This is a genomic window from Actinoplanes subtropicus, assembly GCF_000721705.1.
In the GTDB taxonomy this organism is placed as follows: Bacteria; Actinomycetota; Actinomycetes; order Mycobacteriales; family Micromonosporaceae; genus Actinoplanes; species Actinoplanes subtropicus.
In genome coordinates, this window is record NZ_JOJL01000026.1 from 207,391 (window position 1) to 224,247 (window position 16,857).

A 16,857-nucleotide genomic window follows, 5' to 3' on the forward strand; every position below is an offset into this window, starting at 1 on the left:
CCGATCTCGGTCAGCCGGTCCTTCACGAAGTCTCCGGGGCCGGCTCGGGGGCGGGCTCGGTGCGGGCGGCGTGGATCAGGCGCTGGAAGACGGTGATCACCGAGAGCCCGGCCACCACCCAGAGCGCGGCCGGCAGCCCCCAGGCGAGCCCGGCCGAGCCGAGCAGGCCGCCGACGCCGAGGATGACCAGCCGTTCGAGGCGCTCGGCGATGCCCACGTCCGCGTTCAGCCCCAGGCTCTGCGCGCGGGCCTTCACGTACGAGACCACCTGGCCGGCCGCGAGGGCGATCAGGGCCGCGGCCGTGCCGCCGTACGGATTGCCCTGGGTCGCCATGTAGAAGACGACCGCGCCGAAGACCGCGCCGTCGGCGATCCGGTCCATCGACGAGTCGAGCAGGGCGCCGAACTTGCCGGAGCCGCCCCGCATCCGGGCCATCGTCCCGTCGAGCACGTCGGTGAGCGCGCAGGCGGTGACCACCCACGTGCCCCAGAAGAGGTGGCCGGTCGCGCCGAGCCACGCGCCGATCAGCACGCCGACGGTGCCGGCGATGGTCACGGCGTTCGGGGAGATCCCGATCCGCAGCAGGAAACGCGCGGTCGGGTTGACGCCGTGCGACACGACGGCACGGGCGGGTACTTGGACGATCTTTGCCATGGCGGTCCCCACCCTATCGGCGCCGAACCTCCGGGCGGCACCTCCCCGCCCGGCAGTGGCCGTATCGTCATCTCTGCGACGTTTTGCCGACTACAAAGGGTTGCGAGCATCACAGCGCCGGGTGTGGGATTCAGGAACAGCGTCGTAACGTTCACGAAACGACAGGGAGCGGCCGGCCATGGCGCAGAAGACCTCGGAGAAGGGGCTCAACGGCGCGGCGGCGCCGGTGGTGACCGAGCCCGGCAGAGTACGCAACGTGGTGCTGGTGGGCCACTCGGGTTCGGGCAAGACCACCCTGGTCGAGGCCCTGCTCGCCGCCACCGGGACGATTCCGCGGGCGGGCACGGTGACCGACGGCACCACGGTCTCCGACCATGATCCGGCGGCGGTACGCCAGCAGCGGTCCGTCTCGCTGGCCTGCGCGCCGCTGATCCACCAGGACGTGAAGATCAATCTGCTGGACACGCCCGGTTACGCCGACTTCGTGGGCGAGTTGCGCGCCGGCCTGCGGGCCGCGGATGCCGCCGTCTTCGTGGTCTCGGCCGAGGGCGGCGTCGACGACGCGACCACCGCGCTGTGGGAGGAGTGCGCCGCAGTCGGCATGCCGCGGGCCGTCGTGATCACCCGGCTCGACCATCCGCGCGCCGACTACGACGGCACCCTGGAGGCCTGCCAGGAGGCGTTCGGCGAAAACGTGATGCCGATCTACCAGCCGATGCTGGCCGACGACGGCGAGTCGGTGGCCGGCCTGCTCGGCCTGGTCACGCTGCGCGTGCTGGACTACTCCGAGGGCTACCCGCCGAAAGTGGGCGAGGCCGAGCCCGAGCACCTCGAGCCGATCGCCGACGACCGGAACACGCTGATCGAGGGGATCATCGCCGAGAGCGAGGACGAGACCCTCATGGACCGCTACCTCGGCGGCGAGGAAGTCACCGCCGACACCCTGGTCGCCGACCTGGAGAAGGCGGTCGCCAAGGGCAACTTCTACCCGGTCATCCCGGTCTGCTCGGCCACCGGTGTCGGGCTGGACGCGCTGCTCGACGGCCTGGTCACCGGCGCGCCCTCGCCGCTGGAGCACGACCTGCCGGTGGTCACCGGGGTCGACGGCGCGCCCCGCCCGCCGCTGACCTGCGACCCCGAGGGCCCGCTGGTCGCCGAGGTGGTCAAGACCACGATCGACCGGCACGTCGGCCGGGTCTCGCTGGTCCGGGTCTTCTCCGGCACCCTGCGCCCCGAGCAGGTGCTGCACGTCTCCGGGCACGGCCTGGCCGAGCGCGGCCACCCCGACCACGACGCCGACGAGCGGGTCGCCCACGTCTACTCGCCGCTGGGCGCGAGCCTGCGCGAGGTGCCGTACTGCGTGGCCGGCGACATCTGCGCGATCACCAAGTCGGGCAGCGCGGAGACCGGCGACACGCTCTCCGGCAAGGACGACCCGATGCTGATGGCGCCGTGGTCGATGCCCGAGCCGCTGCTGCCGATCGCGATCGTCGCCAAGAGCCGCTCCGACGAGGACAACCTTGCGAAGAACCTGGCCCGCCTGGTGGCCGGCGACCCGACCCTGCGGCTCGACCGCAACCCGGAGACCCACCAGCTGGTGCTCTGGACGATGGGCGAGTCGCACGCCGACGTGGTGCTCGACCGGCTCCGCTCGGGCGGCGTCGAGCTGGACACCGAGCCGGTCAAGGTGCCGCTGCGGGAGACGTTCACGACCACCGCCAAGGGCCACGGCCGGCACGTGAAGCAGTCCGGCGGCCACGGCCAGTACGCGGTCTGCGACATCACCGTCGAACCGCTGCCCCGCGGCTCGGGCTTCGAGTTCGTCGACAAGGTGGTCGGCGGCGCCGTCCCGCACAACTACATCCCGTCGGTGGAGAAGGGCGTCCGCAGCCAGCTCGACCGCGGCCTGGTCGCCGGCTACCCGGTGGTCGACCTCCGGGTGACCCTCTTCGACGGCAAGGCGCACAGCGTCGACTCGTCGGACGCCGCGTTCCAGACCGCCGGCGCGCTCGCCCTGCGGGAGGCGGCCGCGGCCGCCCAGGTCACCCTGCTCGAGCCGATCGACGAGATCGCCGTCCGCGTCCCCGAGGCCTTCGTCGGCGCGGTGATGAGCGACCTCTCCGGCCGCCGCGGGCGACCGCTGGGCAGCGAGTCCGAGGCGGACGGCGCGCACAGCGTGGTCCGGGCCGAGGTGCCGGCGACCGAGCTGATCCGGTACGCGGTGGAGCTGCGCGCCCTCTCCTCGGGTGCGGGCACGTTCACCCGCACCTACATCCGCCACGAGCCGATGCCGGCCCACCTGGCCGAGGCCGTACGCAAGGAGCATGCCAAGTAACCACTAGATCGCGATGGCGTTGGCCGCCTCGTACATCGGCGCGAGGATCTTGTGGATCACCTGCTCCTTGCGCGGGTGGTACTTCAGGGTCCGCATGCCGTAGCTGCGGAAGGTGATCGCGAGGCGGCCGCCCGGCACCATGTCCTTGGCCATCTTCTTGCCGATGGCCATGTTCTTGTCGACGTACGGGCGCATCAGCCGCTCGTACTCCTCGAGGCCGCCCGGCTCGCCCAGGTGCTGCCCGAGCACGTGCGCGCCGACCAGCGCCAGGCTGGTGCCCTGCCCGGAGGCCGGCGACGGGCAGTGCGCGGCGTCACCGAGCAGCCCGACCCGGCCGGACGACCAGCGCGGCAGGCCGACCTGGGCGAGCGAGTCGAAGTAGAAGTCGCCGGCCGCGTCGAGCGACGCGAGGAACCGGTCGGCCTCCCAGCCCATCCCGGCGAAGGCGTCCTTGATCAGCGCCTTCTGCGCGGCGACGTCCCGCCGGTCGTGGCCGAGCAGCGCCGATGCGAAGACCATGCCGACCTGGGCGGGCCGGTGCGGGCCCATCGCGTACGCGAAAACCAGCCGGCCCGGGCGGAAGAACATGATCTCCTCCCGGTCGATGCGCAGGTGGTTCGGCACCGAGAAGATCGAGATGTACGCGCCGAGGTGCTCCGGGGGCACGTCGCCAAAGCCCTCCGACCGCCCCGCACGCCACCCAAAACCGGACTGAAGGCCGGCCAGCTTGCGGGTCGCCGAGTGCAGGCCGTCGGCGCCGACCACGTAGTCGAAGCGGCGCGCCGCGCCTCGCTCGAAGGTGACGTCCACACCGTCCGGGCCGTCGTGCAGGCTCGCGATCGCGTCGCCGAAGACGTACTCCACGTCGGCGGCAGTCTCCGCGTACAAAATCTCGCTCAGGTCTCCCCGCAGCACCTCGATGTCGTCACCGCGCCGGCCCATCAGGAGGTCGGCCGGGAGCGCGGCGATCGGCCGCCCGTCCCGCCGGACGTAGGTGATCTGTTTCATGCCGACGTCGACGGCCCGCGCCCGCTCGTAGACGCCCAGGTGCTTCAGCGCGGTCACGCCGGCACCGCGGACGTCCACCTTGTACCCACCGGTGCGCAGCGACGGCGCGCGCTCGACGACGGTCACCGCGAAGCCACGGCGGCGCAGGCCCAGCGCCAGGGCGGGACCGGCCACGCCGGCTCCCGAGATCAGAACACTTCCAGCAGTCATGAGAAGTAATATACAAGCGTCTAAGACGTTTGTATAGGACGCTTGTATAGAAGTTAGGATCAGCCCGTGGGCCACAAGGAAGATCTGCTGGTGGGAGCAAAGCAAGCGCTGCTCGAGAAGGGGTATGCCCGGGTGACCGCCCGCGACATCGTCGCACTTTCCGGCACCAACCTCGGCTCGATCGGCTACCACTACGGCTCGACCGACGCACTGATGACCGCCGCGATGCTGAGCGCCATGGAGGACTGGGGCGACAAGATCGGCCTCGCGCTGGCCGGCCCGGGCCGTGCGGGCGAGGAGCAACTGGTCGGCTTCTGGCGCCGGGTGATCGGCTCGATCACCGACGACCGCCCGCTCTGGATGGCCAGCATCGAGATCGTGGTGCAGGCCGAGCACAACCCGAAGCTGCGCGAGCAGCTCGCGGCGGGCGTCGAGCAGGGCCGCCGCGGGATGGCCTCGCTGCTCACCGGCGTGCCGGAGGATCAGCTCGACGACGAGACCGTGCGCACCCTCGGCGCGGTGCAGATGGCGCTGATGTCCGGCATCCTCACCCAGTGGTTCACCGACCCGGCCACCGCGCCGGGCCCCGAGGAGATCGTCGCCGGGATCAGAGCGCTGGCGACGATGGCCACGCCTTCGCCAGCATGACCCGGGTGTCGGCGAGCACCTGCGGGATGACCCGGGCGCGGCCGATCACCGACATGTAGGTCGAGTCGCCGCCCCACCGGGGCACCACGTGCTGGTGCAGGTGCGCGGCTATCCCGGCGCCGGCCACCGCGCCCTGGTTCATGCCCAGGTTGAAGCCGTGCGGGGTGCTCACGCTGCGGGTCACCCGCATCGCCGTGCGGGTGAGCGCGGCCAGTTCGACCGCCTCGGGGTCGGTGAGGTCGGTGTAGTCGGCCACGTGCCGGTACGGGCAGATCAGCAGGTGCCCGGGGTTGTACGGATACCGGTTGAGCACCGCGTAGACCAGCTCGCCGCGGGCCACCACCAGGCTTTCCGGCTCGGGCAGCCCGGGCGCCCGGCAGAACGGGCAACCGGCCGGCTCGGCATAGCCGCCGGGCGGCGCGTCCTCGCCGGTGAGGTAGGCCATCCGATGCGGCGCCCAGAGCCGCTCCAGGCCGTCGGGCTCGCCGCTCTCGGTCACAGCAGAAGCCTATGCCAACGCGGCGGCGAGCCAGGACGGCAGCGCCTCGCGGGCCGACAGCCAGGCGGCCGGGATGCCGTCCATCCCGGTGTGCGCGGCGACTATCCCGCCGGCGATCGCGCAGGTGGTGTCGACGTCCCCGCCGGCCGCCGCGCAGGCCTCGATCGCCGCCGGGTAGTCGGCGAGGAACCGGTCAGCCACCCACACCGCGAACGGGACGGTGTCGCGGGCCATCGCCTGTGACCCGTTCCCCAGCTCGTACGCCGCCTCCTCGGCCGACCGCACCCGGGTCGCCCGCAGCAACCCCTCGCGGACCGGACCGTCCGGCGTGTGCGCCGCCACCGCCTTCAGCAGCTCCGGCCGGTGCCCGTCGAGCCGGCCGGCCGCCGCGAGCGACGCCGCCACCGCGACCGCCACCCCGCCGGCGATCCCCTCGGCGTGCGCGTGGGTCACCTCGGCCGCGCGGGCCCCCTGCGCCGCCGCGTGCGCGAGCGAGTCGGCGTGCCAGGCGCCCAGCGGAGCGGCCCGCATCGCCGCCCCGTTGCCCAGCGATCCGGCCCCGTCGAAGGCCGCCGCCGACGCGATCGGCCAGGGCAGGCCCTCGCGGATCGCGCGCAGCAGGACCACCGCGCCGGGACCGTAGCCCCGATACGGATCGTGATGACGGCCGAGCAGTTCGGCGAACGCGTCCCGGTCGAGATCGCCCTCGTCGAGCACGGCGACCAGGCAGCACGCCTGCTCGGTGTCGTCGGTCCACTCCCACGGGGCCGGCGGCAGCTCAGCGAAGTCGATCCGGCTTCTTTCCACAACCGCCCCGAGCGCGTCGCCAACGCTCAGACCGGCCAGGCTCTCCAGGGCCAGGGCCAGTCGCGTACCGGGAAAAAGCGTGAATGACATCGGCACATCGGATGGTATTCCACTACGGAACGTGATCGAAGGGTGTCCCTCAATCACCGGTTAGGCCCGGCTGGCGGTTGGCAGTACGGTCTCTGCATGGCCACGGTGTTGCTCGTCGAGGACGATCACGTCGTGCGCGGCGCCATGCTCCGATCCCTCACCGATCGGGGCCATGCCGTGCACGCCGTCGGCACGGCGCTGGACGCGCTGCGCCGGGTCGCCGCCGAGACGCCCGACCTCGTGGTGCTCGACCTGGGCCTGCCCGATCTGGACGGTTCGGACGCGTTGCGCATGCTGCGCGGCATCACCGACGTCCCGATCATCATCGCCACCGCGCGTGACGACGAGCAGACCGTCGTGCGGCTGCTGCGGGCCGGCGCCGACGACTACATGGTCAAGCCGTTCACGGGCGCCCACCTCGACGCGCGGATCACCACCGTGCTGCGCCGGGTGGGCCGCGCCAGCCGGACGGCTCAGCCGGCCGTGCACGAGGTCGGCGAGCTCCGGGTGGACGTGGGCGAGCGCAGTGCCAGCCTGGCCGACCAGCCGCTGGCCCTGACCCGCAAGGAATTCGATCTACTGGCATATTTGGCAGCACGCCCGGGCCGCGTGGTCTCCCGTCGTGAGCTGTTGGAGGAGGTATGGCGACAGCCATCGGTCGGCGAGGACCAGACGATCGACGTTCATCTGTACTGGCTACGTCGGAAATTGGGCGAGTCCGCGGCGAAGCCTCGCTACCTGCGCACCGTGCGGGGGGTCGGATTCCGGTTGGTGGCGCCGGACTGAGATCCCGGCTGGCGACGATCACCGCCGTGACCACCGCCGTCGCCGCGCTCGCGTTCCTCGTCCCGCTGGGCTGGGAGCTGCGCTCCGACCACCGCGACGACGTGCTGTCGGCGGCGCAGCGGCGCGGCGCGATGGTCGCCGGCGCGGTCGCGGCCGGCGCCGACAAGAAGGGCCTGGCCGCCGCCGTCGCGGCGGCCGGGGGCCAGATCGTGATCCATCCGCCGGGCGACACCGCGCCGGGCCGGGCGGGCGCGGCCGAGGTGCGCAAGACGGCTTCCGGGGGCGCCATCCGCGAGGTGGGTGTCTCCGACGGTCTCGTACGCCTGGAGCCGGTCACCGTGTCCGGGAAGACGTCGGTGGTCGAGGTGTTCATCCCGGCCCGGGACCTGAACGGCGACATCACCCGCGACTGGCTGCTGCTGCTCGGCATCGCGCTGGGCCTGATCGGCGGCTCGGTGTTCGTGGTCGACCGGCTGGCCCGCGGCGCGGTCAGCTCGGCGCGCAATCTGGTGCACGCCGCGCTCGCGGTCGGCGACGGCGACCTCGGCGTACGCATCCAGCCGTCCGGCCCGCGCGAGCTGGCCGAGGCCGGGTACGCGTTCAACCGGATGGCCGACCGCCTGGTCAGCGCCCGCACCGACGAGCGGGAACTGGTCGCGGACCTGTCGCACCGGCTGCGGACCCCGCTGACCGCGCTGCGCCTGGACGCCGAGGCACTCGACCCGGACGACACCCAGGTCGGCATGTTCGACCAGGAGGAGCTCGACCGGCGGCGCGGCATCCGGCGCATCCGCAAGGCGATCGTGACGCTGGAGGGCGAGGTCAACTCGCTGATCAACACGACCCGTCAGGCGGTCGCCGCGCAGGTGGCGAGCGCCCCGGAGGACGGGGTGTGCGACGCCAGCGAGGTGGTCCGGGAACGCATGACGTTCTGGTCGGCGCTGGCCGGCGACCAGAACCGGCAGTGCCGGGTGATCGGCGCTCAACTCCGCATCCCGGTTCCCGTCGCGCGGGCGGAACTGGCTGCCGCGCTCGATGCCGTTTTGGGTAATGTCTTCCGCTATACCCCGCAAGGTACGGCGTTCGAAGTGGGCATTTCCCGGCGTGACGGCTGGGTCGCCGTGCGTGTCGACGACGCGGGGCCCGGTATCCCCGACCCGGAGAAGGCGATGCAGCGTGGCCAGAGCAACCAGGGCTCGACCGGACTCGGACTCGACATCGCCCGCCGCGCCGCCCAGGCGGGGGGTGGCTCGGTGAGCCTCGACCGTGCCGCGATGGGCGGCGCCAGCGTGGTCATGCTGTTCGCCGACGCCGATGCCGCTCCCAAGCAGGCCAGCCGGTTCGGCCTGGTCGGCCGGCTCGCCCGGGAGCGGACCACTCGGGAGCGGACCACTCGGCCCGGCCGGGCCGAGTGAGCGGGTCGGTAGCGGTGCAACAGTTGCTTAGATCTGGATTAAAGAGGTTCCGCCGGTTCCTCAAGGCTGGCAGTGTTCGCTTCGATCCCATCCGGCTTCCCGGTTCGGACCCCGCACATCGTCCCCGCGTAGCGAACCGGCGAAGCTCACACGCGGTGAGAGGCGGTAACCCCATCGCCGCCTCCCACCGCGCCCCCGCCAGGCAAGGAGAGGATTTGTCCACCCACCGCCGGCCGGTCGTCGCGCCGAGCGCGCATCGCCGGGTGGAGACCCCGCAGGCGCCGAGGCGCCCGTGGACGCACCGGCTGCTGCCGGTCGGCCTCGGCCTCGCCGTGCTGGGTGTGGGCGGGGTGGTCGGCCCCAGCGTGCTGCACCAGGTCACCGGCGGTTCGCAACAGCTCGAGCTGGCCGCGCTGCCGAAGGACAACCCCGGGCTGGGCCTGATCTACGAGGGACTCCAGGCGGCCAAGGCCGGCGCGATCTGCGCCGGCGCGTACCAACTGGACGACCAGACCTGCACGCACGGCCCCGACCCGGTGCCCGCCGGGCTCGCGGTGCGCCGCGGCGTGACCCCGGTGACGGCCAAGGCGCCCGAGCCGGTGCAGCCGACCCTGGAGTCCGGCTCGGTGCCGACCGACGCCGAGATCGCCCGGGACGAGGGCGGCAGCGCGCTGACCGCGGACGCGCCGGCGCTGATCCCGGACGCCGCGCCCGCGGACGCCGACTTCATCATGGGCAACCAGGGCGTCGCCTGCGAGGCCGACGGGCGCGACGGCAAGCGGGTCCAGGTGCTCTACCTGCACGAGTTCGGCACCCCGTCGCGGTACACCGACTTCCTCGGCTCGATCCGCACCTGGGCCGGCGGCGCCGACCAGATCTTCGACGAGAGCGCCGGCGAGACCGGCGGCTCGCGGCACATCCGCTTCGTCACCACCCCGCAGTGCCGGGTGGACGTCGAGGAGGTGCAGGTGCCGTCGGACGCGCTGGACACGTTCGCCAAGAGCGTGCAGGCGCTGCAGACGCTCGGCTACAACCGCACCGACCGCAAGTACCTGATGTTCGCCGACACGAACGTCTACTGCGGCATCGCCACCTACATCGCCGACACCCGCGCCGGGCTGGGCAACCGCAACAACGGCGGCCCGTCGTACGGCCGGATCGACTCCGGCTGCTGGAGCTCGGTGATGGCGGCCCGGGAGCTGACCCAGACGCTGGGCGCGGTGCTGATCGACTCGCCGAACGCCGACGGCGCCGGCGGCTGCCTCGACGAGTACGACCTGCTCTGCGACGGGAACCAGTCGGGCAAGCCGGTCCGTGACGTCTGCCCGAAGAAGCACGAGACCCGCCTCGACTGCGGCCACGACGACTACTTCAACACCAACCCGAAGCCGGGCAGCTACCTCGCGAAGAACTGGAACATCGCGACCAGCGAGTTCCTGCTGCGTGGCGACGGCGGGGACGACATCCCGGACGCGCCGGGCGCTGTCGAGCCCAGCGCCACGCCCAGCGCGCCGGCGGCCGCGTCGGTCTCGGCGAGCGTCTCGGCGCCGGCCGGCGACACGTCGCCCAGCCCGGCCGGCAGCACGACCGGCGGGCACGGCGACGGCAACGCCACCGGCCAGCAGGCCAGCATCGCGCCGTCGTCCGCGCCGGCCGCGAACCAGACCGAGCCGGTGGTGAACAACCTGTCGGCCGAGCCGGTCCAGGCGGTGCTCGAGATCCGCGACGCGACCAGCAGCTCGGTGCACCTGACCTGGAGCGCCGCCTCGGAGACGGCCACCTACGAGGTCTGGGTCGGCAACAAGCCGATCGCCACCACCAAGGCGACCCGCGCCCGGCTGATCGGCCTCAAGCCGGACGCTACCTACCAGGTGACGATCAAGACCGGCAGCACGTACGCCGCGAAGGCCACCGCCGAGACCGCGCCGGCCGCCCGGCCGGCCCAGAACACGTGGTTCACCCTCACCAACGCGCTGACCGGCGGGTCGGCCGACCTGTACGCGGCCCGGACCGCCAACAGCACGCCGCTGACGCTCGCCGAGAACGACGGCAACGCGCAGCAGCAGTGGCAGCTGGTGCCGGCCGGGAACGGTTCGTACTCCCTGGTCTCCCGGGCCACCGGCAAGTGCATCGTGCCGCTGGACGGGAACCCGGTCGCCGGGGCGCCCCTGGTGGAGGGCGACTGCGGCACCGACGACGGGGCCCGCTGGCAGTTGCAGGCCTCGCCGTTCGGATTCACCTTGCGCACCACGGTCGGCGACCTGGTCGTCGGCGCAGGACAGCAACGCTTCGGCGCGCACCGTGTGCTGGTGCTCCAGAACGGCAACGGTCAGCGCCACCAGAGCTGGACAGCGGTACCGGATTAGCGGGAGGCGACAATGCCCGAGACGCTGACTAAACCCCTGGCCGAGCCCGAGGAGGGCCCGGCCCGGTTCAACAAGCGGCGCCTGGTGCGCTGGATCGCGATCCTCACCATCGGCATCATCGTGGTGCTGGCGGTGTGGCAGGAGCCCCTCTACGCCAGGTTCTGAGTCACGTAGGCGTCGATCTCCGCGATCAGGGCTTCCTTACCGGCCGAGTCGAGGAAGCTCTGGTCGACCGCGGCGAAGGCCAGCCCGGCCACCCCGGCCTTGCCGAAGTCGAGCAGCCGGGCCGCGACCGCGTACTCCTCCTCCAGCGTGGTGCCGAACATCGGCGGGTCGTCGGAGTTGATGCTGACCCGAACGCCCGCCCGGAACAGCGTTGCGAGCGGGTGCTCCTCGATCGCGGCGACCGCCCGGGTGCGCACGTTGGAGGTCGGCGAGATCTCCAACGGGATCGCGTGCTCCGCCAGGTACGCCATCAGCTGCGGGTCCTGCACGGCGGAGATGCCGTGCCCGATCCGCTCGGCCCCCAGATCGCGGATGGCCGACCAGATCGTCTCCGGCCCGGTGGTCTCGCCGGCGTGCGGCGCGCTGTGCAGCCCGGCCGCCCGCGCCTGGTCGAAGTACGGCTTGAACTGCGGCCGCGGCACGCCGACCTCCGGCCCGCCGAGTCCGAAGCTGATCAGCCCGTCCGGCCGCTCGTCCAGGGCGATCCGCAGCGTCTCCTCGGCCGCGGGCAGCCCGGCCTCGCCCGGGATGTCGAAGCACCAGCGCAGCTCGATGCCGAAGTCGGCCCGGGCGCCGCGGCGGGCGTCCTCGATCGCCTCGCAGAACGCCTTGGCGGCGATCCCCCGCTTCACGCTGGAGTACGGCGTGATGGTCAGCTCGGCGTACCGGACCTGCTGGCGGGCCAGCTCGCGGGCGACCTCGTAGGTGAGCATCCGCACGTCCTCGTCGTCCCGGATCAGGTCGACCACGGTCAGGTAGACCTCGATGAAGTGCGCGAAGTCGGAGAACGCGAAGTAGTCGGCGAGCGCGGCCGGGTCGGCCGGCACCGGCGACCGGCCCTCGTGCCGGGCGGCCAGCTCGGCCACGATCCGCGGCGAGGCCGAGCCGACGTGGTGGACGTGCAGCTCGGCCTTCGGCAGCCCGGCGATGAACGAGGTCAGGTCGGTCACCAGTGATCCCCTTTGTCTCAGGCCGCGGTCCGGGCCACCACGAAGACGCGGCGGAACGGGAACGCGACGTGCCCGTGTGCCGCCGGGTAGGCGGCGGTCAGCTCCCGGCCGAGGTCGGCGCGGAACGACTCCCAGGCATTCTCGTCCAGGGCGGCCTTGACGGGCCGCAACGCCGTGCCCTCCATCCAGCGCAGCACCGGGTGCCCGTCGCCGGCCGCCGGCAGCAAATGCAAGTAGGTCGTCTCCCACGCGTCGACCCGGGCACCGGCGCCCATCAGCAGGTTCGCGTAGCCGGCCGGGTCGTCGACCGGGGCCTCCCGGGTCGCGTGGGCGACGCCGTACCGCTCGGCGACCTGGCGGAGCAGGCGGTGCGAGGGGGCGTCGAAGTTGCCGGGCACCTGCATGGCGATCCAGGCGCCGGGCGGGAGCTCGGCCGCCCAGCGGGCGAGCAGGTCGTGGTGGCCGTCCACCCATTGCAGGGTGGCGTTGGTGACCAGCACGTCGACGTCGGGGCCGGGCTTCCAGTCGCGGACGTCGCCGAGCTGGAACCAGGCCGGGCCGCCGTGCGCGACCGCCTTGTCGATCATGTCGGGCGACGAGTCGACGCCGGTCACCCGGGCGCCCGGCCAGCGTTCGGCGAGCGTCAGGGTCAGCTCACCGGGGCCGCAGCCAAGATCGACGACGGTTCGCGGGCGTGCCGCGTCGATGCGGCCGGTCAGATCGAAGAACGGGCGGGAGCGCTCGGCCCCGAAACGCCGGTACACGGTGGCATCCCACATGATCAACCTTCCTAAACCGTACGTACGTCTTGCTAGAAGATAGCAGAGGAGGCGATAGGGTCGGGCGGTGGAAAATCGCAGCTTCTCGAGGATGGGCCGCGCGGTCGGCGTGATCGGCCTGGGCGCCTGGCAGCTCGGCGCCGACTGGGGTGACGTCAGCGAGGCCGACGCGCACGCCACCCTGCAGGCCGCGGGCGACGCCGGGGTCACCTTCATCGACACCGCCGACGTGTACGGCGACGGGCGCAGCGAGCAGATCATCGGCTCGTTCATCAAGGACAAACCACAGCTGACCGTGGCCACCAAGATCGGGCGCCGCGAGCCGCAGACGGTCGAGAACTACACGCTGGACAACTTCCGCCGGTGGACCGACCGCTCCCGGGCCAACCTCGGCGTCGAGACGCTCGACCTGGTGCAGCTGCACTGCCCGCCGACCCCGGTCTTCTCCTCCGGCGAGGTCTACGACGCGCTCGACACCCTGGTGCAGGAAAAACGCATCCGGGCGTACGGGGTGAGCGTCGAAAAGGCCGACGAGGCCCTCGCGGCGATCGCCCGCCCGGGGACCGCGAGCGTGCAGATCATCCTCAACGCGTTCCGGCTGAAGCCGCTCGAGCGGGTGCTGCCCGCCGCCGCGGCGGCCGGGGTGGGCATCATCGCCCGGGTGCCGCTCGCCAGTGGACTGCTCTCCGGCCGGTACGACGAGCACACCACGTTCCCGGCCGACGACCACCGCAACTACAACCGGCACGGCGACGCGTTCGACGTGGGCGAGACCTTCGCCGGCGTCGACTACGAGACCGGCCTCGAGGCGGTCCGCCGGTTGCGCCCGCTGGTTCCCACCGGCGCGAGCATGGCGCAGTTCGCGCTGCGCTGGATCGTGGATCAGCCGGGCGTCACCGTGGTCATCCCGGGGGCCCGCAACGCCGAGCAGGCCCGGGCCAACGCGGCCGCGGCCGGCCTGGCGCCGCTGCCGGCCGAGACCCAGGCGGCGGTCAGGGCCGTTTACGACGAACTGATCCGCCCGGCGGTGCATGACAAATGGTGAACGAACCGGCAAGACCGCCCCACCTCAAGGGATGGTTGCTCATGACGATCGGCCTTCTCGCGATCGTTGTCGGTGCGTTGTGGACAGTCCAGGGACTTGACATTCTCCCCGACAGCAAGATGAGCGGCAAACACGTCTGGACATTCATCGGCGCCGGTGTTGCCGTGATCGGCTTGATCTTGACGGTGATCGGCGAGCGTGTCCGATCTCGATCAAAAAGACAAGGGCAATAAACAAGAAAGGCCCCGCACTCTGCGACGAGAGTGCGGGGCCTTTGTCTCGATCCAAGCCGACCTCCGCCAGGCGATCGGCGTGCCGGTCACGGGGGACCGGCGTGATGTCTCAGAGCGGGCGAACCTGCTCCGCCTGCGGGCCCTTCTGACCCTGCGCGATCTCGAACTCCACCCGCTGGTTCTCCTCCAGACTGCGGTAACCGCTCATCTGGATGGCCGAGAAGTGGACGAACACGTCAGCACCCCCACCATCGACGGTGATGAAGCCGAAGCCCTTGTCCGCGTTGAACCACTTCACGGTTCCTTGCGCCATGCTCAACTCTCCCTCTGAAAAAGCCAGCCCTGCTAAAGCCCAGGGCCTATGACCGTTTTCGAGCAGCGGCGCCGTGAGGCGGCCCTTTCAGAGGACGTCCCATCCGCCGCAACCCGGCGACACCCACCGACACTCATACCGGTCGGCATCCCCGGTCTTGGCGGAAGCAGCGAACCACGTACGCAAAAACTGGGCACACTGTACCCGAAAAGCCACCCGCAAAGCTGCCCCCGGAGCAAATCGAATAAACGTCTGCTGATGCGGAAAAGGCCCCCCACTTCGCTCTCGCGATGTGGGAGGCCGTTGCGCTGTGGCAAACTCTTAGTCCGGCCACTGGCCAGTGAGTTTACGAACTCCGGTAGCGCCACCTCGATCGACGGCCGCCTTCACGACAGCGAAGATCAGGCCCTGGAGCGCGGCGGCCGCGAGAATCTCCCCCCAGCCGCGGTCCTCATCGGTCGCATTCGGCGCATCGTCATCGCCGGACACCACCTTCCAGACCTCCTTGAACGCGAAGCCCGCCAGCGCGCCGGCCGCCGCGCCCAGCAGCAGCCCCACCGGCTTGTACGCGATCTTGGATACCTTGCTCAACGCCGCCTCCCTCGCAGCACCAGGATGATCCCGGCCACCGCCACCGCGGCGGCCACCACCATCGCGATCGGGACCTGGTTGGTCCGGACCGTCTCGAGGGCGCGTTCCCGGGCGACCTCGACCTGCTCCCTCGCCCGCGCCTTGACGTCGGCCTTGGCCGCCAGGGCCTGCACCGTCTCGCCGAGGTCGGCCCGGGTCTGCTTGATCTCGGCCCGTAGCTCCTCGATGGTCGGTTTCGGCGCCGGCGTCGCCGTATCGTCCGTCCGCTCACTCATGCCCGGCTCCGCTCCTTGACCGCCTGCTTGACCTCGTCCACGTCGAGCTTCACGCTCTCGATCGCGGCCTTGGGCTCGGGCGGGACCGCCTTGGTCACCTGATTCTTACCGAACAGCGCCAGGATTCCGGCGACCAGGAACAACGCGACGGTCCAGATCAGCGCGGCCAGCCAGAGCGGCAGGAACAGGTCGAACACGATGATCAGGGTGGCGATCGCCGCGCCCACGCCGTAGAAGACGAAGACTCCCCCGGCGCCGAACAGGCCGATCCCGATGCCGGCGTGCTTGCCCTTCTCGGCGAGTTCGGCCTTGGCCAGCGCGATCTCGTCGCGGACCAGGCGCGAGAGCTGCTCGCTCGCGGTCTGCACGAGCTCGGCGGTCGACTGCTCGGCGACCGGTCGCTTGCCGTTCAGGACGTCGGCCATGGTGTCCCCCTTTTCCCTACCCAGGGTTTATGCCCTGATCAACAAGGCGTCAATCCCCTTGCGGAAAATGTGACTGCGCCCCCGCGAAGCGGGCGCCGCGCTCCTCGCCGTCCCGGCCGCCGGAGAAGACCTGGGCGTCGCTGGACGGCTCGCGGGGCGTGGCCCGGGGCGGGGCGGGCTCGGCGGACCGATCGAGGTCCGCGCGCACCTTGGGGAGGCTGTCGCGCTGGTGCTGCCAGACGTACGCGACAAGGCGCTCACGCACCAGGCAGCGCAGGTCCCACAGGGCCGCCGCGTCGGCGGCGCTGACCAGTGCGCGCAGCCGGACGTTCCCGCCGACCGCGTCGGTCACCTGCAGCACGCAGACCCGGCCGTCCCAGAGCTTGGAGCCCTCGCAGGCCGTGCGGAGCTCGGTGCGCAGGGACTCGACGTCGGCCGAGAAGTCCACGTCCAGCTCGGCGGTGCCGAGGACGGCCGAGCCCGTACGCGTCCAGTTCTGGAACGGCTTGGTGGTGAAGTACGAGGTCGGCAGCAGCAGCCGGCGGTCGTCCCAGATCTGCACGGCCACGTACGTGAGGGTGAGCTCCTCGATCCGGCCCCACTCCCCCTCGACCACGACCACGTCATCGACCCGCACGGCGTCGCTGAACGCGAGCTGCAGCCCGGCGAAGACGTTGCCGAGCGTGCTCTGCGCGGCCAGCGCGGCGATCACCGAGACCAGCCCGGCCGAGGCGAGCACGCTGGCGCCCAGCGCCCGGATCCCGGGGAAGGTCATCAGCACCACGCCGAGGGCGAGCACCACGACCCCGGCGACGGTGACCCGGCGCAGGATCACCACCTGGGTCTTGACCCGGCGGCGTTTCAGGTTGTCCGGCACGTCGGTGCGCCAGCGGGCGAGCGCGGTGTCCTCGAGCACCAGCACGAGGGCGGCGACCAGCCAGGCGAACGCGGCGATGAACAGGATCACCAGCAGGTGCAGGATCGGGCCGCGGCCGGGGAAGTCGCCGGCCCAGCCCCGGACCGCCTGCTGGATCGCGAACAGGGTCACCGTGGCGAGGAACGGGTGGTGCGCGGTGCGGGCCAGGTCGGCGGCGAGTTCGGAGCGCCGCCCGAGCCGGCTCGTCGCCGCGTGCAGGATCTCGACGAGCACGATCGCGGCGCCGGCCGCGATCGCGACGGTCAGGATGGCGATCATCATCGGC

General features: G+C 71.6%; 19 protein-coding genes. 8 read left to right on the top strand and 11 right to left on the bottom strand.

Annotation, left to right across the window (positions count from 1 at the left end; all coding sequences use genetic code 11):
• Window positions 1-22 precede the first annotated feature (22 nt).
• Window positions 23-655, bottom strand: a complete 633-nt coding sequence (gene pgsA / locus IH26_RS0133160; protein WP_030440205.1) for a phosphatidylinositol phosphate synthase — start codon at window positions 653-655, stop codon at window positions 23-25.
• 178 nt (window positions 656-833) lie between these two features.
• Here pgsA and IH26_RS0133165 point away from each other — a divergent pair, with 178 nt between their 5' ends.
• Window positions 834-2,990 carry an elongation factor G-like protein EF-G2 gene (locus IH26_RS0133165; RefSeq protein WP_030440206.1) on the top strand — a complete coding sequence of 719 codons (2,157 nt, stop codon included), beginning with the start codon at window positions 834-836 and terminating at the stop codon, window positions 2,988-2,990.
• A gap of 3 nt (window positions 2,991-2,993) precedes the next feature.
• On the opposite strand, the gene IH26_RS0133170 is transcribed toward IH26_RS0133165, so the two are convergent.
• Window positions 2,994-4,208: an FAD-dependent monooxygenase gene (locus tag IH26_RS0133170; RefSeq protein ID WP_030440207.1), complete on the bottom strand. Its 1,215-nt coding sequence runs from the start codon at window positions 4,206-4,208 to the stop codon at window positions 2,994-2,996.
• Between the two features lie 66 nt (window positions 4,209-4,274).
• On the opposite strand from IH26_RS0133170, the gene IH26_RS0133175 reads away from it, so the two are divergent.
• Window positions 4,275-4,856 carry a TetR/AcrR family transcriptional regulator gene (locus IH26_RS0133175; protein WP_030440208.1) on the top strand — a complete coding sequence of 194 codons (582 nt, stop codon included), beginning with the start codon at window positions 4,275-4,277 and terminating at the stop codon, window positions 4,854-4,856.
• On the opposite strand, the gene IH26_RS0133180 is transcribed toward IH26_RS0133175, so the two are convergent.
• Together IH26_RS0133180 and IH26_RS0133185 are read right to left on the bottom strand one after the other, a co-directional pair.
• On the bottom strand, window positions 4,816-5,301 hold the full coding sequence (locus tag IH26_RS0133180) for an HIT family protein (RefSeq protein ID WP_084599244.1): 486 nt from the start codon (window positions 5,299-5,301) through the stop codon (window positions 4,816-4,818). The two genes, IH26_RS0133175 and IH26_RS0133180, sit on opposite strands and share 41 nt — an antisense overlap.
• Window positions 5,302-5,364: 63 nt before the next feature.
• Window positions 5,365-6,252, bottom strand: coding sequence for an ADP-ribosylglycohydrolase family protein (locus tag IH26_RS0133185; protein WP_030440210.1), 888 nt, complete (start codon window positions 6,250-6,252; stop codon window positions 5,365-5,367).
• Window positions 6,253-6,348: 96 nt separating this feature from the next.
• On the opposite strand from IH26_RS0133185, the gene IH26_RS0133190 reads away from it, so the two are divergent.
• From IH26_RS0133190 to IH26_RS60230, 4 genes are all read left to right on the top strand, one after another.
• Complete coding sequence (locus IH26_RS0133190; RefSeq protein ID WP_030440211.1) at window positions 6,349-7,038, top strand: response regulator transcription factor; 690 nt, start codon at window positions 6,349-6,351, stop codon at window positions 7,036-7,038.
• A 17-nt stretch (window positions 7,039-7,055) separates the two neighbouring features.
• Window positions 7,056-8,453, top strand: a complete 1,398-nt coding sequence (locus IH26_RS0133195; protein WP_030440212.1) for a HAMP domain-containing sensor histidine kinase — start codon at window positions 7,056-7,058, stop codon at window positions 8,451-8,453.
• Between the two features lie 215 nt (window positions 8,454-8,668).
• Window positions 8,669-10,819, top strand: a complete 2,151-nt coding sequence (locus IH26_RS0133200; protein ID WP_030440213.1) for an RICIN domain-containing protein — start codon at window positions 8,669-8,671, stop codon at window positions 10,817-10,819.
• Between the two features lie 12 nt (window positions 10,820-10,831).
• Window positions 10,832-10,984 carry a hypothetical protein gene (locus tag IH26_RS60230; RefSeq protein ID WP_157437510.1) on the top strand — a complete coding sequence of 51 codons (153 nt, stop codon included), beginning with the start codon at window positions 10,832-10,834 and terminating at the stop codon, window positions 10,982-10,984.
• Here the strand turns inward: IH26_RS60230 and IH26_RS0133210 are convergent.
• Entirely contained in the window at window positions 10,969-11,994 is a 1,026-nt protein-coding gene (locus tag IH26_RS0133210) for an adenosine deaminase (protein WP_030440214.1), read from the bottom strand. The genes IH26_RS60230 and IH26_RS0133210 overlap by 16 nt on opposite strands.
• Before the next feature lie 17 nt (window positions 11,995-12,011).
• Entirely contained in the window at window positions 12,012-12,773 is a 762-nt protein-coding gene (locus IH26_RS0133215) for a trans-aconitate 2-methyltransferase (protein WP_030440215.1), read from the bottom strand.
• 67 nt (window positions 12,774-12,840) lie between these two features.
• Between IH26_RS0133215 and IH26_RS0133220 the strand changes: the two genes are divergently transcribed.
• Together IH26_RS0133220 and IH26_RS0133225 are read left to right on the top strand one after the other, a co-directional pair.
• Window positions 12,841-13,818 (top strand): aldo/keto reductase, encoded by a 978-nt coding sequence (locus IH26_RS0133220; protein ID WP_030440216.1) that lies wholly within the window; start codon window positions 12,841-12,843, stop codon window positions 13,816-13,818.
• Between the two features lie 41 nt (window positions 13,819-13,859).
• On the top strand, window positions 13,860-14,051 hold the full coding sequence (locus IH26_RS0133225) for a hypothetical protein (RefSeq protein WP_245665739.1): 192 nt from the start codon (window positions 13,860-13,862) through the stop codon (window positions 14,049-14,051).
• A 109-nt stretch (window positions 14,052-14,160) separates the two neighbouring features.
• Here IH26_RS0133225 and IH26_RS0133230 read toward each other — a convergent pair whose 3' ends face one another.
• The 5 genes from IH26_RS0133230 to IH26_RS0133250 all read right to left on the bottom strand — a co-directional run bounded on the left by IH26_RS0133230 (window position 14,161) and on the right by IH26_RS0133250 (window position 16,853).
• On the bottom strand, window positions 14,161-14,364 hold the full coding sequence (locus tag IH26_RS0133230) for a cold-shock protein (protein ID WP_030440218.1): 204 nt from the start codon (window positions 14,362-14,364) through the stop codon (window positions 14,161-14,163).
• A gap of 321 nt (window positions 14,365-14,685) precedes the next feature.
• Complete coding sequence (locus IH26_RS0133235; RefSeq protein WP_030440219.1) at window positions 14,686-14,955, bottom strand: DUF4235 domain-containing protein; 270 nt, start codon at window positions 14,953-14,955, stop codon at window positions 14,686-14,688.
• Complete coding sequence (locus tag IH26_RS0133240) at window positions 14,952-15,230, bottom strand: DUF3618 domain-containing protein (RefSeq protein ID WP_051808952.1); 279 nt, start codon at window positions 15,228-15,230, stop codon at window positions 14,952-14,954. The genes IH26_RS0133235 and IH26_RS0133240 overlap by 4 nt, the downstream gene beginning before the upstream one ends.
• Window positions 15,227-15,655, bottom strand: coding sequence for a phage holin family protein (locus tag IH26_RS0133245; protein WP_030440221.1), 429 nt, complete (start codon window positions 15,653-15,655; stop codon window positions 15,227-15,229). The genes IH26_RS0133240 and IH26_RS0133245 overlap by 4 nt, the downstream gene beginning before the upstream one ends.
• Window positions 15,656-15,704: 49 nt before the next feature.
• Window positions 15,705-16,853: a mechanosensitive ion channel family protein gene (locus tag IH26_RS0133250; protein WP_030440222.1), complete on the bottom strand. Its 1,149-nt coding sequence runs from the start codon at window positions 16,851-16,853 to the stop codon at window positions 15,705-15,707.
• Window positions 16,854-16,857: the final 4 nt, after the last annotated feature.

What these genes read in the sequence shown, in the direction of transcription:
- IH26_RS0133180 (WP_084599244.1), bottom strand. Translation starts at nt 5,301, where the DNA reads ATGGCCTACCTCACCGGCGAGGACGCGCCGCCCGGCGGCTATGCCGAG.
- pgsA (WP_030440205.1), bottom strand. Translation starts at nt 655, where the DNA reads ATGGCAAAGATCGTCCAAGTACCCGCCCGTGCCGTCGTGTCGCACGGC.
- IH26_RS0133225 (WP_245665739.1), top strand. Translation starts at nt 13,860, where the DNA reads ATGACGATCGGCCTTCTCGCGATCGTTGTCGGTGCGTTGTGGACAGTC.
- IH26_RS0133250 (WP_030440222.1), bottom strand. Translation starts at nt 16,853, where the DNA reads ATGATGATCGCCATCCTGACCGTCGCGATCGCGGCCGGCGCCGCGATC.
- IH26_RS0133190 (WP_030440211.1), top strand. Translation starts at nt 6,349, where the DNA reads ATGGCCACGGTGTTGCTCGTCGAGGACGATCACGTCGTGCGCGGCGCC.
- IH26_RS0133230 (WP_030440218.1), bottom strand. Translation starts at nt 14,364, where the DNA reads ATGGCGCAAGGAACCGTGAAGTGGTTCAACGCGGACAAGGGCTTCGGC.
- IH26_RS60230 (WP_157437510.1), top strand. Translation starts at nt 10,832, where the DNA reads ATGCCCGAGACGCTGACTAAACCCCTGGCCGAGCCCGAGGAGGGCCCG.
- IH26_RS0133185 (WP_030440210.1), bottom strand. Translation starts at nt 6,252, where the DNA reads ATGTCATTCACGCTTTTTCCCGGTACGCGACTGGCCCTGGCCCTGGAG.
- IH26_RS0133245 (WP_030440221.1), bottom strand. Translation starts at nt 15,655, where the DNA reads ATGGCCGACGTCCTGAACGGCAAGCGACCGGTCGCCGAGCAGTCGACC.
- IH26_RS0133170 (WP_030440207.1), bottom strand. Translation starts at nt 4,208, where the DNA reads ATGACTGCTGGAAGTGTTCTGATCTCGGGAGCCGGCGTGGCCGGTCCC.
- IH26_RS0133215 (WP_030440215.1), bottom strand. Translation starts at nt 12,773, where the DNA reads ATGTGGGATGCCACCGTGTACCGGCGTTTCGGGGCCGAGCGCTCCCGC.
- IH26_RS0133165 (WP_030440206.1), top strand. Translation starts at nt 834, where the DNA reads ATGGCGCAGAAGACCTCGGAGAAGGGGCTCAACGGCGCGGCGGCGCCG.
- IH26_RS0133240 (WP_051808952.1), bottom strand. Translation starts at nt 15,230, where the DNA reads ATGAGTGAGCGGACGGACGATACGGCGACGCCGGCGCCGAAACCGACC.